The organism is Paenibacillus sp. FSL R5-0766 (assembly GCF_037971845.1).
In the GTDB taxonomy this organism is placed as follows: Bacteria; Bacillota; Bacilli; order Paenibacillales; family Paenibacillaceae; genus Paenibacillus.
Window position 1 is genome coordinate 4,723,351 of record NZ_CP150227.1, and the last position, 16,003, is coordinate 4,739,353.

Annotated in this window: 15 protein-coding genes and 1 tRNA gene; 3 read left to right on the forward strand and 13 right to left on the reverse strand. The window is 45.9% G+C overall.

The window, feature by feature from the left end; genetic code table 11:
• Positions 1 to 106: 106 nt before the first annotated feature.
• The 4 genes from MKY66_RS20465 to MKY66_RS20480 form a co-directional block, all read right to left on the reverse strand.
• The gene (locus MKY66_RS20465) at positions 107 to 1,822 is read right to left on the reverse strand and encodes an ABC transporter ATP-binding protein (RefSeq protein WP_076211465.1); all 1,716 of its coding nucleotides are present in this window, start codon (positions 1,820 to 1,822) and stop codon (positions 107 to 109) included.
• Between the two features lie 44 nt (positions 1,823 to 1,866).
• Positions 1,867 to 2,898, reverse strand: coding sequence for an iron ABC transporter permease (locus MKY66_RS20470; RefSeq protein ID WP_036674863.1), 1,032 nt, complete (start codon positions 2,896 to 2,898; stop codon positions 1,867 to 1,869).
• A gap of 2 nt (positions 2,899 to 2,900) precedes the next feature.
• On the reverse strand, positions 2,901 to 3,956 hold the full coding sequence (locus MKY66_RS20475; RefSeq protein WP_036614761.1) for an iron ABC transporter permease: 1,056 nt from the start codon (positions 3,954 to 3,956) through the stop codon (positions 2,901 to 2,903).
• A gap of 272 nt (positions 3,957 to 4,228) precedes the next feature.
• Positions 4,229 to 4,966 (reverse strand): glycerophosphodiester phosphodiesterase, encoded by a 738-nt coding sequence (locus MKY66_RS20480; RefSeq protein WP_076211467.1) that lies wholly within the window; start codon positions 4,964 to 4,966, stop codon positions 4,229 to 4,231.
• A 231-nt stretch (positions 4,967 to 5,197) separates the two neighbouring features.
• Between MKY66_RS20480 and MKY66_RS20485 the strand changes: the two genes are divergently transcribed.
• Positions 5,198 to 5,464, forward strand: a complete 267-nt coding sequence (locus MKY66_RS20485) for a hypothetical protein (protein ID WP_076211469.1) — start codon at positions 5,198 to 5,200, stop codon at positions 5,462 to 5,464.
• Positions 5,465 to 5,682: 218 nt separating this feature from the next.
• Here MKY66_RS20485 and MKY66_RS20490 read toward each other — a convergent pair whose 3' ends face one another.
• The 5 genes from MKY66_RS20490 to MKY66_RS20510 form a co-directional block, all read right to left on the reverse strand.
• The gene (locus MKY66_RS20490) at positions 5,683 to 5,811 is read right to left on the reverse strand and encodes a hypothetical protein (protein ID WP_255319930.1); all 129 of its coding nucleotides are present in this window, start codon (positions 5,809 to 5,811) and stop codon (positions 5,683 to 5,685) included.
• Between the two features lie 83 nt (positions 5,812 to 5,894).
• Complete coding sequence (locus MKY66_RS20495; RefSeq protein WP_076211475.1) at positions 5,895 to 6,479, reverse strand: TIGR00730 family Rossman fold protein; 585 nt, start codon at positions 6,477 to 6,479, stop codon at positions 5,895 to 5,897.
• Positions 6,480 to 6,946: 467 nt separating this feature from the next.
• Complete coding sequence (locus MKY66_RS20500) at positions 6,947 to 7,366, reverse strand: hypothetical protein (RefSeq protein WP_017687369.1); 420 nt, start codon at positions 7,364 to 7,366, stop codon at positions 6,947 to 6,949.
• A 19-nt stretch (positions 7,367 to 7,385) separates the two neighbouring features.
• Positions 7,386 to 8,054: a uracil-DNA glycosylase gene (gene ung, locus MKY66_RS20505; RefSeq protein WP_076211477.1), complete on the reverse strand. Its 669-nt coding sequence runs from the start codon at positions 8,052 to 8,054 to the stop codon at positions 7,386 to 7,388.
• Positions 8,055 to 8,295: 241 nt separating this feature from the next.
• Positions 8,296 to 9,516 (reverse strand): MalY/PatB family protein, encoded by a 1,221-nt coding sequence (locus MKY66_RS20510; protein WP_076211479.1) that lies wholly within the window; start codon positions 9,514 to 9,516, stop codon positions 8,296 to 8,298.
• 249 nt (positions 9,517 to 9,765) lie between these two features.
• Between MKY66_RS20510 and MKY66_RS20515 the strand changes: the two genes are divergently transcribed.
• Positions 9,766 to 10,473, forward strand: coding sequence for a helix-turn-helix transcriptional regulator (locus MKY66_RS20515; RefSeq protein ID WP_017687366.1), 708 nt, complete (start codon positions 9,766 to 9,768; stop codon positions 10,471 to 10,473).
• Positions 10,474 to 10,625: 152 nt separating this feature from the next.
• On the opposite strand, the gene MKY66_RS20520 is transcribed toward MKY66_RS20515, so the two are convergent.
• The 3 genes from MKY66_RS20520 to MKY66_RS20530 form a co-directional block, all read right to left on the reverse strand.
• On the reverse strand, positions 10,626 to 13,547 hold the full coding sequence (locus MKY66_RS20520) for an insulinase family protein (RefSeq protein WP_076211481.1): 2,922 nt from the start codon (positions 13,545 to 13,547) through the stop codon (positions 10,626 to 10,628).
• A gap of 277 nt (positions 13,548 to 13,824) precedes the next feature.
• Positions 13,825 to 13,910 (reverse strand) — tRNA-Leu (locus MKY66_RS20525).
• A 462-nt stretch (positions 13,911 to 14,372) separates the two neighbouring features.
• Positions 14,373 to 14,822: a general stress protein gene (locus tag MKY66_RS20530; protein WP_076211483.1), complete on the reverse strand. Its 450-nt coding sequence runs from the start codon at positions 14,820 to 14,822 to the stop codon at positions 14,373 to 14,375.
• 207 nt (positions 14,823 to 15,029) lie between these two features.
• On the opposite strand from MKY66_RS20530, the gene MKY66_RS20535 reads away from it, so the two are divergent.
• Positions 15,030 to 15,254, forward strand: a complete 225-nt coding sequence (locus tag MKY66_RS20535) for a hypothetical protein (protein ID WP_017687353.1) — start codon at positions 15,030 to 15,032, stop codon at positions 15,252 to 15,254.
• Between the two features lie 194 nt (positions 15,255 to 15,448).
• Here the strand turns inward: MKY66_RS20535 and MKY66_RS20540 are convergent, their stop codons facing one another.
• Positions 15,449 to 15,931, reverse strand: a complete 483-nt coding sequence (locus MKY66_RS20540; RefSeq protein ID WP_083657086.1) for a NucA/NucB deoxyribonuclease domain-containing protein — start codon at positions 15,929 to 15,931, stop codon at positions 15,449 to 15,451.
• Positions 15,932 to 16,003 lie beyond the last annotated feature (72 nt).

Genomic DNA, 16,003 nt, shown 5'->3' on the forward strand with positions numbered 1-16,003 from the left:
CACAATAATTATGAAAAAGAAAAAACGCCACCGTCCTGACTCCTTCCAAGTCAACAACGATGGCGTTACTTCTCGTATTTACATTGTTACATCCACATTGAATAGGTTACGCGCCAAACTGCGCATAGTGAAGGCGGCTATACACCCCACCAGCTGCGAGTAATTCTTCATGACGTCCCTGCTCCGTAATACCTTGTTCAGCAACGACAATAATGCGGTCTGCATTTTTGATCGTAGCCAATCGGTGAGCAATAACCAGTGTGGTCCGACCCTCTGACAGTTCAGCAAGGGATTGCTGAATCGCCGCTTCCGTTTCTGTATCCAGCGCGGATGTGGCTTCGTCCAGGATCAGAATTGGCGGGTTTTTCAGGAACATACGGGCAATAGATAAACGCTGTTTCTGTCCACCGGACAGCTTCACACCGCGTTCACCAATTAACGTATCCAATCCTTCCGGCATCGATTGAATCAAAGGTTCCATCTGGGCACGTCTAGCGGCCATCCAGATTTCTTCTTCGGATGCATCCAGCTTGCCGTAGGCAATGTTCTCCCGAATGCTTCCATCGAAGAGGAACACGTCCTGTTGTACAATTCCGATATGACTACGTAAGGAGTCCAGTGTCATACCCTGTATCTCCTGCCCATCGATCGTGATGCGACCTTCCAGCACATCATAGAACCGCGGCAGCAGACTGCATAGCGTTGTTTTACCTGCCCCTGATGGACCGACAAGCGCTACAGTTTCACCTGCACGTACGTTTAGATCAATACCTTTGAGCACAGGCTCCTGATCTGAATAACCAAAGGTCACTTGCTCATAACGGATATCTCCACGCAAATGGGATACTGTAACGGCTCCTGGACGATCTTCCACATCCGGTTCCATATCAAGTAACTCCGTATAACGTTTAAAGCCTGCAATCCCTTTCGGATACGTCTCAATAACCGAGTTGATCTTCTGAATCGGTGTCAGGAACACATTGGACAGCATAATAAATGCAATGAACTGACCGTAGGTCATACTGCCTTTAATGACAAACCATGTTCCGCATACCAAGACAAAGAGGGATACCAGCTTCATCAGCATATAACTGACAGAGGAGTTCCAGGCCATGATTTTGTATGCGATCAGCTTGGTCTGACGGAAACGACCGTTGTTCACAGCGAATTGTGCTTTTTCATGCTCTTCATTGGCAAAAGCCTGAACAACACGGATACCTGTAATATTGTTCTCTACACGAGCGTTGAAGTCCGCAATATCTCCAAACATTCGGCTGAATGCCTTGGACATTTTGCTACCAAAGTAGAGCGACAGATAAATAATCAACGGTACGATGATAAAGGTTAACACCGCCAGATTTCCGTTAATGCTCATCATGATGCTGAATGCCCCAATTAGGGTCATGACCGCGATAAATACATCCTCTGGACCATGATGGGCAATCTCACCGATATCCATCAGGTCGTTAGTCATGCGGGAGACGAGGTGTCCTGTTTTTGTATTATCGAAGAAACGAAACGATAACTTCTGCACATGATTAAACAGACTTTTACGCATATCCGTCTCAATGTTAATGCCTAGCTTGTGTCCCCAATAGGTAACCACGAAGTTCAAAAATGAATTCAATAAGTAGATGCCGAGCAATGCCAGACATGCCCATAGAATCCAGTCCCAGCGACCGCCTGGCAGCAGATCATCGACTACCCGGTTGACCGCCAGTGGAAAAGCCAGTTCAAGCAGCGCGACTAGAATCGCACAGCTGAAGTCAAGAATAAAAAGCTTTTTGTAAGGCCTATAATAGGCAAAGAAACGGCGAAGCATGGACTGAAGTCCTCCTTATGCAATCACACAATAATGATTACGTTCTATTTCGTCTTGCTTAAGAGGTACAGGAAGTATGGCGCACCAATAATGGCAACCAGGATCCCCGCAGGAATCTCCGAAGGCTGCAGGATGACACGACCGAGCGTATCTGCAACCAGTACGAGCAAAGAACCGATCAGTGCAGATGCGGGTAAAAGGAATTGATGTTTTGGACCCACCAGACGACGCGCCAAATGCGGTCCGATCAGACCTACAAAACCGATCCCCCCACTCACAGATACACATGAGCCGGCAAGTCCTACAGCAGCCGCAAGCAAAATCAGTCGCTCACGCTCAACCGGAGTCCCGAGTCCACTTGCAGTCTGGTCCCCCAGATTCAGTACGTTTAGTACACGTGCCTTATACAGAACAAGCGGGACAAGAATAATAAGAAACGGTAGCAATGCCGTTACAAATTTCCAGTTCGAACCCCAGATGCTGCCTGCCATCCAGGTAGCTACAAATTGATATTTTTCCGGACTAAGCCGTAACGTAAGCACGATCATGGCAGAACTGATTCCCGCCGCTACCCCGATCCCCGTAAGCAACATACGAGTAGGCATAATGCCCTCTCCTTTTTTGTAAGAGAGAACGTAGATCAGAAATGCAGCAAAACCGGAACCGATCAGGGCCAGAATTGGCAAAAGAAATACCGGCGCTGCTGTCGTTGTCGGGAAAAAGGAAACAAATAACATGACGACCAGACCAGCACCTGCATTAATCCCGAGGATCCCCGGATCTGCCAACGCATTCCGAGATACTCCCTGCAAAATACAACCAGATAACGCAAGTCCGGCCCCGACCAGCACCGAAATCACAATCCGTGGCAGACGGAATTCAAACAGGATCAATTCCTGTTTCGCCGTGCCTCCACCAAACAGGGTTCGCAACACCTCAAGCGGCGAAAGCTTGGTAAAACCTGTGTTCATGCTCACCACAAAAGCCGTAATAATTAATAGGGCAAGCACAATGAGGACAATCGTACTCTTGGTTCTCTTCTTGCGCTCTGCTCCAACTATTGTTGAGGATTCCATCGTTACAGAGTCCTCCTTTCTTTACGCGCCAGATACAGGAAGAATGGTACCCCGATGAGGGCAACCAATGCGCCAATTGGCGTCTCGTACGGCGGGTTAATCATACGTGCAGCCAGATCCGCAAATACGAGTAGCAAACTCCCCATCACAGCGGAACATGGAATAATCCAGCGATAATCTACCCCAACCAGCTTCCGCGTGAGATGGGGAATAATGAGTCCAACAAAACCGACCGCACCCACCACGGACACAGCTGTACCCGCGAGAATCAGTACAACAATCAGGCCTATGAGCTTGATCAACCCAGTACGTTGCCCCAAGCCCACCGCAATATCTTCTCCGAGACTAAGCAGAGTAATGGAACGGGAGATGAGAAGACCTGCGATCAGTGCCGCGAGTACCCATGGGAACATGACCTCAAGTTGAGACCACTTCGTTCCGGCTACACCACCGGCTGTCCAGAAAGCCAGATCTTGTCCAATTCTGAAATACAATGCAATCCCTTCACTGAGTGCCGACAACATCGCTGATACAGCTGCACCTGCAAGTACAAGGCGTAGTGGTGTAAGGCCTGATTTGGAAGCTGCACCAAAACCATACACCAACAGGACACCAAGCCCTGCCCCAAGGAAGGAATACATGATGATATACATAAATGGCAAGCCAGGGAAGAAGGCAAAACAAACTGCAAGTGCAAATCCAGCTCCCGCATTTAACCCAAGCAGACCTGAATCGGCCAGCGGGTTACGAGTCATGCCCTGCATGATCGCACCAGCTACAGCGAAACATGCACCTACCATTGCTCCTCCAAGAATACGTGGTAACCGAATCTCCCATATAATCTGATGTGGAGTCAATTCAGGATTGAAATCAAAGATAGCCTTCCAGACTACACTAAGCTTAATATCAGCAGCGCCAAAAGAAATGGACAACGCCATACCCAGAGCGAGTAGCAAAACTCCCCCTGTAAGAATAAGCGTGGCTGCCCACGGACGAGTGTGTATCTTCGCAGTGGGTGAATCCGGATTATGTTTTTCTGGTGAAGCTTGTGAACTCATACGCGCCCACCCTCGCTATGAGTGGTACTGCTCAAACCTATGTACATAACAATCACCTCTCTATAAATACCGAACTTTAATGATATTGATTCTCATTCCCATAAACCATTGTAAGTGAATCCACCGGCGCTGGCAATGGACAAATAGGACATGTTTATTGCATATATGAAGATTTGCACACAATTTTACCCGCAAAAAGGCTGCGCAAGAGCCAAAAAGCTCGAACACAGCCTTATCATTGCATATGTAGAACATGTAAAATACAGACTCGTTTAACGGGCATGTACCGTAAGTAAGGATGCCAGGACATCCGGAACATCGGTAATGATCCCTTGCACACCCATGTCAATCATGGCCTGCATCTCGACAGGATCATTCACGGTAAATGGATAGGTAACAACGCCATGTGCCAGTGCAGCAGCAACATCTTCTTGTGTGACTGCCAGCTTGTAGGGATGAAGGCCGGAAGCTTCGAGTTTGGCGGCATAATCATAGGGACGGTACAGCTTTTCCATATATAGAAGTGCTGTACGAATCTCCGGGGCAAGGCGTTTACATCTCACAAGCGAAGCATGATTGAAGCTCGACAGCACAACCTGTTGCTCCAGATTCCAATCCCGGATCGCTTGTATAACCTTCTCTTCCATCCCCTTATAACTCACAATACCATTTTTCAATTCCAGATTAAGCAGTGTTCCTTTCCCCTGTACCAGCTTGAATAACTCCTCCAGAGAAGGAATACGTTCCCCGGTAAAATCAGCATGGAACCAGGACCCCGCATCCCGTGTGCGCAATTGATGGTAAGTCGTATCCTTAACCCAGCCTTCTGCGCCGCCAGTTCGGCTTAACGTCTCATCATGAATCAGTACCAGTCTGCCATCACTCGTCATCTGCACATCGGTTTCAATGCCTGTTGCTCCAAGCTCCAGACTCCGTTCAAAAGCGCTCATCGTATTCTCCGGGCATACGGCAGATGCACCGCGATGGGCAATAATCTCCATGTTCCTCATTCCAGCGCCTCCTGTGTTCAAGCTTCACTCTATGATCCTCACTATAAACACCGTTTGTTAGACCTGTATTAACAGAGCGTATAATGGGTTACCTGCTTCGCTAATACTAGCGACCGGGCCCAACATCTAACGGGCTGGGGATTCACTCATTTTTGCGAACTCAATCTGAAAATCGACATAACATAGTATGAACGATGGAAGCACTGAACTCCGTTATAAGGAGGTTGACTATTGAATCCCTCAAAGAAAAAATCGATACCTACGCGTCCTCATACATCCCAGTTACAGTCGGCTTCCAGGCATTCCAGAGCATCTGTCCATATCAAAAACAAATCCGGCAAGACGGCTAATCAGCGATCTCTTAACTCCAGTTCACCCAACACACTGGATCAGCTGGCTATTGTTGCAGCAATACTCTCCTTAATTGCAGCCGCCATCGGGCTATATATCGCCTGGAAATCGTTAAGTAATCCGGATCAAACTGCTGTTGTGGTGTAAGCTGCTTGTTACGTAGCTAATGGCTCAGGAGGCTCTCTCCTGCTTCTGACCTTATTCAGGGGCAGGTTTTTGCTTTTTCAATTATTTACGTATGCTGGAAAACGTCAAAAAACCGTTCCCCTGAAACGCCGGCATATACCGACGTCTCTTTGGAAAGGTCATTTTTTATTCGGGCGCTGCCTCTGCAGCGTGATCCCCGTCCCGGGATACTGACCGAATTACAGAATGAATGTGCGAGAGATAATAACCAACAGAATGAACAATACCAGAATTGCACCTGTTGATGTCCATGCTCCACCACCGAAGCCTCCGCAATATCCGTAACCTGTACCTTTGAGTTCGCTCATCAGTGACACTCCCCTCTTCATCGAAGTACACTATAGACTATGTCCGATAGCGCAACTTGCTTGGGCAGATCGAAAATTCTCCCTCATTTCCCGTTGAGTTGTGACCACTTCTGAGTCAGCTCTGCAGGAATATAGGATGACATTTGTTTGAGCAGTTCAGCCGGATCAGCTTCCAGACTCCACAGGCTGAGATGCGAGGTGTTGGAGAATCCTTCCTGTACGCTGTGTTCTACCATCTTCATCAGCGGTCCATAATATCCGTTGACATTCAATAAGCCAACAGGTTTACGATGAATACCGATCTGTGCCCAGCACAGTACCTCGAATAGTTCTTCAAATGTACCCATACCTCCGGGAAGTGCAATGAATCCATCGGATAATTCAGCCATCGTAGCCTTCCGTTCATGCATGGTTCCCACTTCAATCAGTTGTGTGAGCCCTCCATGAACAACCTCGCCCCGGAACAATCCGGTAGGCATAACCCCGATTACCTCTCCCCCTTGCTCAAGAGCAGCATCGGCTACTGCACCCATCAAGCCCATGCAAGAACCACCATAGACCAGTGCATAACCACTATCAGCAATCTGTTTGCCCAGTTGAATAGCCTTCTCTGTATAATCGGGGTGATTTCCCGGATTGGAGCCTGCAAAAACAGCTATACGTTTCATTGGGTTTCACTCCTTCTCATGATCTATTTAGATTGAACTAAAGAATATTTACACTTGCCACTTCGATGACAGAACAACCTTCCGATCGCTGTTATCCCCAGATTTTTTGATTCAATTTTACAAAGGTGAAAATCTTGGGATAGCGTATGCTTCCGATGTAGCTTTCTTTCAGAAAGCTTTTAGGCGAACGCTCCGCTTCTTCAGGTTATTTCTGCCCTCTACGTTCTCGTGTAAATGTTTAGTTCAATTGATCCATTTTAATAATATATAACATGAATGTTATGGGTATGTACAACGTATAACAGGTTAACAGAACCAATGGACAAAAAAAACCCGACCGTTTGCAGCCGGTCGGGCTCCCATTTCAATACACATCAATTTAGAAGGGGTTGTTATTACCTAATATACAGACCAAACATTAAATTCGTATGATCTTTGCATGAAATGAATATTAAATCTTCGTATAATTAACGTATCCCACGGCGTGAACGTACGACAAACATATGCTTGTCTTTACGAAGAACCCGACCATCTGCAAGTTCAACCTGATCCTCGTCATGACGCAGAATCGTCGTGGATAACGCTACAATTTTGGCCCGGCGCCAGATCATAACCTGTGACTTGAAATAGATCGCATTTTCGAACTGAATCGCCTTTTTCATCACATATCCAACCTTGTGCACTTCAGAACGTGCTTTCTTTAAGGGTAGACTCTCTTCGGGAAGAGGTCTGATCATTGCGATATTGTCAAACGATACCTTAATCCGTTTCGGTCCGATCCGTACACATTCCGCTTCTTCATCCCACTCGACCAGCGTTCCCTTCAATGGCTCCCGTATGCCTGTTGCACGATATACCGCTACTTTTCGTCCTATCCAATGTCGCAATGTTCTCACCTCCATCTGTCTAGTTTTCAGGTATCTTCCAGTCGATCGGTTCAATACCTTTGGAGGTCAAGAAATCATTGGCTTTGGAAAAGGGACGACTGCCGAGGAATCCACGATGCGCAGCCAGCGGACTTGGATGTGTAGACTCCAGTACAAGGTGCTTGTCCCTGTTAATAAAAGCACCTTTCTTCTGGGCATGACTGCCCCATAACATAAATACCATTGGCTCTGAACGTTCATTCAACGCGCGAATAACCGCATCCGTAAACGTCTGCCATCCCAGTGCCTGATGGGAGTTCGGCTGACCTTCACGAACCGTCAGAACGGCATTTAATAGCAGGACTCCCTGCTGCGCCCAATGAACCAGAGATCCATGATTCGGAATTGGTAGGTCCAGATCGGCATGAAGTTCCTTATATATATTTTTCAGAGAAGGCGGTACACGCACTCCCGGTCTAACCGAAAAGCTTAATCCATGAGCCTGTCCCGCTCCGTGATAAGGGTCCTGACCAATAATAACAGCCTTAACCTGATGATACGGCGTCAGCTTCAGTGCCGAGAACAGGTCTTCTTTGGGCGGAAAGACCGTCTGCGTTTTGTACTCGGCGGCGAGAGTGTAACGAATCTTATTAAAATATTCGGCTTCCGTTTCTTCCTGAAGCACCTTGTCCCAATCGTTTCCAAACATATGTATAGGCTCCTTTCCCCTGATGAATGCAGTTTCGTTCAGCCCAACTACTGGGCTCTTCCTTCTGAGAGCCGCATGTCATGCAACTCATAGACTATCCACCATTTTAACATAACCGGGGACAGCAGACCAGAATTGCACATCAGGGTATACGTTCACCTCGAAATAAATCGTATTCTTGCTGCATTCAGTATACTTATACAAAAAAGTCACCTCGCTGTTGCGTGATGACTTGATGACTTTATACTTGAACGGGCACCTCTTCGACTTCTTTCACAAGCACACTGCTGATTCTTCGTAACCCTTCCTGAAGGACAGAACGGGGACAAGCCAGATTCAACCGAATACAACCCTCACCATTGGCTACAAACATATGCCCATCTTCGAGCAATACACCCGCTTGCTCAGCGAAGAATAAAGGTAAACTTACATTTTGTGGAGCATATGCCGAGATATCAATCCAGGCCAGATACGTGGCTTCCGGGATATGAAAAACAGCCAGTGGCAGATGCTGCTTCACATACTGTTCTACGCAGGCGAAATTGGCGTCTAGATACCCTTTTAATTGTTTCAGCCATTCATCACCCATTTCGTAAGCCGCTTGAGTGGCAGCAATGCTCAGTGGGTTTTTGAAACCATAATGGCGTGCCTGCCAAATGTCTCGAAGTGCTTTGTTCGGAATGATGACATTAGAGAACATCAGACCAGCCATGTTGAATGTTTTGCTCGGGGACATACATGTAATGATTCGATCCGTATCCGGGAACAGCTTTGCAAGTGGCGTATGTCTTTTGCCCGTCCGCAGCAGATCACAGTGAATCTCATCCGAAATGACCCATACGTTGTTCCGCAGGCAGATCTCACCCACACGTTGTAACTCCTCCGTTGTCCAGACGCGTCCAGATGGATTATGCGGGTTGCAGAAAATACATACCCTTACCTTCTCATCCTTGGCCTTGGCTTCAAAATCCTCAAAATCAATCGAGTAACGCCCCTGATCGTTGATCATATCCGAACACACCAGTTCAAGATTGTTATGCTCCGCAGCTGACTTGAAGAAACCATAAGACGGGGTTACGATCAGTACTTTCTCATCCGATTGACAGATATATTCCACCAGTTCATATAAAGCGGGGATGATCCCGTTTGAGGTCTCCAAATGCTCCTTCGCGAAGGACCAGTCATAGTATCTTTTCATCCAATTGGAGACAGCTTCGTAGTATGCGGGATCGAATACTTGGGAGTAACCCATGATTCTACGGTCCAGACGCTCCTTAACTGCATCCAGAATCTCGGGAGGTGTGGCAAATTCCATATCTGCAATCCACATGCGAATAAATTCTACATCTTTGAATGGAAAAGTCATGTCCTTTGTGGCATTAAAAATATATTGACGGAAACCATCCGTATTCATGGCATTTGTACCTGTGCGGTCTATAATCTCATCAAAGTTATATTTCATAGCTTCTGCTCCTCTATCTGCTCAACATTCCATTGTCGTTTCATGTCGTATTACATCCATTATTCCATGACGCAGGAATTGCATCAAATGTAATACAATCTATTCTGACGAAACAAATAAAGTTAATTGTTTCTCCAAAATAGGTATTTCGATGAAAAAGTGATATATTTCTCATGTAACATCATTTTTATGAATGACTTTCATCATTTTCACGTACTCTCAAGAAACATTGCATAAGGAGAACCAGTTATGAACAATATCAATCAGGAAGTTGGCAAGAAAATACGAAACTTTCGGAAGTGGCGTGGACTGACCATTCAACAGCTTGCAGATCAGATCTTCAAGAGCAAGGGTACGCTGTCCAAATATGAGAGCGGAGATATTACACTTGATCTGGTCACGTTACATCATATTGCGAACGCGCTCAATATTCAGGTGGAGCAACTCTTATACCAGGAGCCAAGACATGCTTCTCCCCTGATGAATGCGGTCCCGTCCAGCTTTTTCAAGAACTCCACTCGTTTCTATTCCTACTTCTATGACGGGCGCAACAACAGTCTCATTCGTTGTGTCATTGACATGATGGCTCAATCGGATGCCAACCGTTATCGCACCGTGATGTATATGAATGTGAAGGACTTTGAGAACTATCAAGAGTGCGAGAATATGTATTGGGGCCACACCGAGCATTATGACACTCTCACCACCCTGATTTTGAAAAATCAGGCCACGCCGCTGGAGAACCTATATATTAATATTTTGGCGTCTTTTCAGGAATCGGAGAAAAAGTGGGGACTGATGGCGGGTGTCTCCTTCAGACCTTTCATGCCGATCGCGCTAAAAATGTTATTCTCCAGAACCCCGCTGCCCGAGAATCAGGAGTTATATAATGAATTAAAAATCTCAAAGGAAGATCTTCGGACCTTGAAAATATACAACATGCTCGCTGTCACTTGAACAACGCAGCGCGTCACACATTCTCATATCATATGGGATGGAGACAGTTCCTCCCCATTAGAAAAGGCACTTTTATAAGCTGTTGAAACCAGCTCATAAAAGTGCCTTTTGCTTTGACGCTTATTGGATCGTGGAATAAACGAGACTAACGCTTAGTTTTTAATTAAATCCAGCGTCTCGTCAAACATTTGCTTCTGTTCCTCAATCTTGTTCTCATTACCGATCACACAGCGCTGTTGTTGTTCAAGTATAGCCGATAAAAGCTCAGCAAAACCGATAATGTCGCTTTCCTTCGTGCTTAACACTTCGTCACGTTCCTGTTGCAGATCCGCTTCAGTCACATTTGACAGATAACACTCCAGGGAGAAAGCTCCTTCTCCATAAGGCGTTCTCGGCGTATCAAGATCCTGAATCGCACCAATGATATAACGCGTCATTTCCCGCTCGTCTGCCCGGAAATCGGTCAAATATTGCGGTATCTCTTCATATACTTTGTACGTTTTATCGAGATTAGGATCACGATACGATGCAACGTAACTGTCTCCATTGCGTCTAAAGCCTGACATGCAACCATAGGCTCCGCCTTTGGCGCGGATATTGGTCCACAAGTAATCCAGAGACAGGATTCCCTGCAAGACCCGTAGTGAACCGGTGTATTGATATCCTTTGTCGATATAATTGCCCGTTTGCACCACGTACTGCACCTCCGAAGGGGATCGGAATCCTTCCTTATGAGTTGCAGGTGAGAAGGAGAATGCTTCCTTGGCAACCTCATGTGTGAACAGCTTCGCTTTTAGATCAGATACCTGTTGTTCCAGTCCTTCATATCCCTGCTCATCGGCAGTATAACTGACAAGCAAGTTCTCTGGTCTGAAAATATACCCAGTCAACTCTTGCAGACGGGAAGATAACTCTTCTTTTCTAGCCTCAAAATTCGCCTGAAGATCCTCTAACCACTGGTAAAACGCGATACCACTCACAGCTTCTCTGAAATCCGCAACCGCTGAATGTTTGGACGAAGACCGACCAATTCCCGCAGAGTGTCCGCTATTGATCAGATTACGTTGCAGATTACCTTTCATCTGAGAGATGATCTCATATAACCGCTTCGAATTATCGAATCGGGATGTGAACACAATTTCTTTGATCATATCAAAGGCAAAGCCAAGCTTGTCATACAACACTTTTGCGTTGAACTCATAGGTCGCCTTGAATTCATTGTGCTTATGCGCATTAGCATAAGATCCAATCCCGCTATGAATACCACCTGAATGGATATGGATTTCATTGGACAGTTCATTGAACGAGTAGTTTTGAGTGTCCACGTAACCCAATACATTCTTGAGCAATCCTGCATACGACAGGAGATGACGTGGCACTTCTTTGATATCAAACAGCAGTCTCAGATAACCAATTCCGTTGGTGTAAAGGTTATGATGAAGGATGGTTGTGCCATCGACCTGGTTCACCGTTTGATGCAAGGTAGAGGCCTTCGGTTCAATATCTTCAATCGATAACGTCGGAATAACCTGCTGCTGCTCTTTGGTTGAAGGTGTATTCTGATACTCGGCGAGTGCTTCCGTTTTCTGAATCAACGTCTGGACTTCTTCCTCACTAAGACCGGCCTGAATGGTTTTCAGACGTTCTTTCAACGCTTCCTCCTTGCGTGAGTTCAGCCCCTTATCCGGGGTAAGCGCTACAAAGGAAGTATGTGTGTTTTGCAATATATACTTCTCAATGAGTTGCTCGAAGTAACCTTCGTTCATTTTTGTCCGCAGTTCAGCAAATACGTCATTGGCCTCTAAATGGGTGAAAGGTGCATCTTCATCGTACAACCAACTTTGCAGGGAGGAGAATCCGTAGATCAGGCCTTTCGGCATTCTGCCATAGTCCGCTTCTCTGTGATTGAACTCATACGAGTTAATTCCAGCAAGCAGCGCTTTAGGATCAAAACCTTCTTTTACCACACGCTCGAGCACTTCTTTGACCGTTCCCAGGAAATCCTCTTTGCTAGACAGATTGCTCTTCTTCAATCCCACAGTGAATACAGGTTGATACAGGCTGTCATCATACGAACCGTAGACGTCCTTCGCGATTCCTTTATCCAGCAAAGCCTGTTTCAATACCGCTCCCGGAGCGTTCAGCAGTGCGTATAACAAAATTTGGAACGAAATGTTCAGTTCCTTGTCCAGACTTGTGCCGATCACCGCATTGTAGGTCAAGAAGCTGTTATCGACTTCCGATTCCGTACTTCCCGCAGAGTAAGTCTTAACTGTGTCCACCCGTTCTGCAAAAGCAGGTTGAAGTTGAATGGCCGAATCAATCTCGATTCGATCATATGCACTCAGGTAGTTTTCATCCAGCCATTGCAGCTTCTCTTCCATATCCATATCCCCGTAGAGATAGATGTAACTGTTGGATGGGTGATAGTATCTCGTGTGGAAATCCAGCAGCCCCTGATAGGTCAGATCCAGGATAGCTTCCGGGAATCCGCCAGACTCGGAGGAGTATGTGGTATCCGGGAAAAGGGAGTTCAGCACTTCTCTGCGCACCATTCGTTCCGGTGAAGAAAAGGCACCCTTCATCTCGTTATATACAACTCCGTTGTAAGTTAACTCATCATCTGCAGAGGTCAGGTTGTAGTTCCAGCCCTCTTGTAGAAATATCTTTTCATTCTCATAAATATTTGTATTTAATACCGCATCCAGATATATGTCCATCAGGTTATGGAAGTCATGATCATTACGACTCGCGATCGGATAGATCGTCTTATCGGGATACGTCATGGCGTTAAGGAATGTATTCAATGAACCTTTCAGCAACTCAACAAAAGAATCCTTGGCCGGAAATTTCTTGGACCCGCAGAGCACGGAGTGTTCGAGGATATGGGCTACCCCTGTATCATCTTCCGGAGGTGTGCGGAAACCGATACTGAATACTTTGTTGTCGTCCTGATTGGACAAAAGTACAATTTTGGCCCCGGATTTCTGGTGTTCAAGCAGATACGCATCCGATTTCAGTTCTTCGATTCTGCGCTCCTGTAACACCTTGTATGGCTTAAGCTGTTTCAACATAAACTTGAGTCCTCCGTCCATAAGATTGTTTTATTGGTTTTGTGACTTATCGTTCAGCAAGGTAAAGGTAATATATGCCTACGGATAGTATACACCATTGTTCAGTCTCTTCATAAAAAGCCAGTTAAATGCACCTTCTGATATGTATTATGCAGGGTTTATGTTTATGAGCTGCATGGTGAAGTGGTCAGCAATGAAGTGACATTGATATTAATGAACATAAAAAAAGATCGCATGCAGCTTGGTGAACAAGCGTCATACGATCTTTTTTTTAAGATGCCGAGGACCGGGATCGAACCGGTACGGTAGTCACCTACCGCAGGATTTTAAGTCCTGTGCGTCTGCCAATTCCGCCACCCCGGCATGGATATTATTTCTTGGCGACAAGAGATATCTTACCATGAACTAATTAACTTTGCAACACTTTTATTGAAAATAATCTAACTATATAACTTTAACTAATGATTTACACGATAACGGAGAGGACAGAAAAAACTGAAAAAGCGAAGCGTTCGCCTAAAAGCTTTCTGAAAGAAAGCTACATCGGAAGCATACGCTATCACCGGATTTTCCCTTGAGAAAAGGGAATCGAAAAAATCTGGGGATAACAGCGATTAGAAGTTATTCTGTCATCGGAGTGCCAGTGTAAATAATCTTTAGTTCAACTTATATAAATGAAACAGGCACTGCAAGCGTCAGCTCACAGTGCCTAGAAAGTCCGAGTTGCGGTCTCGGACTTCCGGTAAACCAATCTATATTAAGGGAGGTGTGAGATAAGAATACCTCCCCAACATTAAAGAAACCTAAAATCAGCCTTAAATTAAACTAAAAAAGTAAAATAGGTCGAACACGAGCAGCTTCTTCCTCACTGCACTCCACGATAACCAAGATATGGTCCTTTAACAGCCAATCTTCGTAATACCGCGCATCCTCCTCCGAGATTCCCGCTTCAGTCAGTGTAAGCACCAAATCATCGGTCTCACTCCCAATCTCATTACCAGCGAGTCTGCGCACTGCATTTCCGATCGACATCGTCTGATCCATTCGCTTCCCCAGACCAGCCAATATGCCTTTCAGAGCGCCAAAGGCACCATCTGTTCCGGCACCCTTCAAAGGTTTGGGCAGCCCCGTCTTTTCGCTCACCAGCTCCAGATTAAGCTGCTCCTTCGCCACCGCTCCTAAATATTTATCCTTGATCCCTTCCTCTTTGACCTTATTCAGCATCAATATAGCCTCGTTCTCGGTACGGGCCAGCCCAATGATCAATTTTGTCATTCCGTTCCCCTCCTTTTACCCTAATATAACCCCGTAATCCCCATTCAAAAACGGATCATCCACAGCTAAGACAAATCACCTAGAAGATTGTTGATTTCTCTTCTGGAAATCTATACCTAGTTCTGATAGACTAGATAAAGAAGACAAATTAACCATTGAAAACATTGACATATGGATTTAACATCTCATAATCAGGAGCAATGACTTATGAAAAAAGAGGTAGAAATTGCCATCCGGCGCAAGCAACAGATCATGGTTCGTAATACAAGCGGTCAGACGGTAACCGGATTTCCCGAGCGTACCGCTGATACATCCATTCTCTCCTTACGTACGGTTCACGGCAGTCTGTGGATACCGTTTGATGAGGTGGAACATGTTACGCGTCTGTTAAGCATCCGGTCTCATCATTTAAGCGGAATGCAACTCGTTTAGTCGGCCCTGTAATCCTTGAAACTCCAGTTCGCGTATAGATACTTTAACTAGATCCATTGATGCCAGCACTTTATACCAAAAAACCAGACGCATACATGTCTGGTTTTTCTCTTCTACTTATCCTGTAGCACGCTGCCACTGACCTCACAACAAAGGACTGACTATCCTTGTTTCTGCCCAACCATATCCTGTTGTTACTTCACTACAAACTTCACTCGTGTTCCATCCGGATATGTACTTAACTGATTCCCTACCCATGAACCTGCACCACGATTATCTTTCGGGGTAATGTACTGGATATCTGCACCTGTTCCTCCCTCAGCGCACATCGCCATGGGCCACTCGTCACGATCCTTACCTTTTTTGACCGGAACACCTTTAAGGGATAAATCCCGATTGCCTTCCGCTCCATTACGATCAATGGTGCATACATCCGAATGCCCTGCCTTGATAGCAGCTTTAATATGGTTGGCCGTTTCGGGATAACGCTCTGAAGGGAACGTAATGGTATGGTCTACACTCTTATTAGTCCCTACGAATGGATTAGGTATCTCCTCCGGCCATTCGCCCCCTGCCCAGGCATAGAGGGCTACCAGCAGCATCGCTACCAGCGTCAGAACCTGCTTTTTGAAACCTTGCATGCCTTTACGTTTTCTTCTTGTGCGTCTCTTACTCATGCTGTGTCTCCCCCATTCAACACTTGCATTATAACAGAACGCCCGTTCGTAAAACAATCCAATAAAATAAAA

Coding starts and splice junctions, on each gene's coding strand:
- MKY66_RS20520 (WP_076211481.1), bottom strand. CDS start 13,547: ATGTTGAAACAGCTTAAGCCATACAAGGTGTTACAGGAGCGCAGAATC.
- MKY66_RS20465 (WP_076211465.1), bottom strand. CDS start 1,822: ATGCTTCGCCGTTTCTTTGCCTATTATAGGCCTTACAAAAAGCTTTTT.
- MKY66_RS20540 (WP_083657086.1), bottom strand. CDS start 15,931: ATGAGTAAGAGACGCACAAGAAGAAAACGTAAAGGCATGCAAGGTTTC.
- MKY66_RS20515 (WP_017687366.1), top strand. CDS start 9,766: ATGAACAATATCAATCAGGAAGTTGGCAAGAAAATACGAAACTTTCGG.
- MKY66_RS20475 (WP_036614761.1), bottom strand. CDS start 3,956: ATGAGTTCACAAGCTTCACCAGAAAAACATAATCCGGATTCACCCACT.
- MKY66_RS20480 (WP_076211467.1), bottom strand. CDS start 4,966: ATGAGGAACATGGAGATTATTGCCCATCGCGGTGCATCTGCCGTATGC.
- MKY66_RS20535 (WP_017687353.1), top strand. CDS start 15,030: ATGAAAAAAGAGGTAGAAATTGCCATCCGGCGCAAGCAACAGATCATG.
- MKY66_RS20490 (WP_255319930.1), bottom strand. CDS start 5,811: ATGAGCGAACTCAAAGGTACAGGTTACGGATATTGCGGAGGCTTCGGT.
- ung (WP_076211477.1), bottom strand. CDS start 8,054: ATGTTTGGAAACGATTGGGACAAGGTGCTTCAGGAAGAAACGGAAGCC.
- MKY66_RS20470 (WP_036674863.1), bottom strand. CDS start 2,898: ATGGAATCCTCAACAATAGTTGGAGCAGAGCGCAAGAAGAGAACCAAG.
- MKY66_RS20495 (WP_076211475.1), bottom strand. CDS start 6,479: ATGAAACGTATAGCTGTTTTTGCAGGCTCCAATCCGGGAAATCACCCC.
- MKY66_RS20510 (WP_076211479.1), bottom strand. CDS start 9,516: ATGAAATATAACTTTGATGAGATTATAGACCGCACAGGTACAAATGCC.
- MKY66_RS20530 (WP_076211483.1), bottom strand. CDS start 14,822: ATGACAAAATTGATCATTGGGCTGGCCCGTACCGAGAACGAGGCTATA.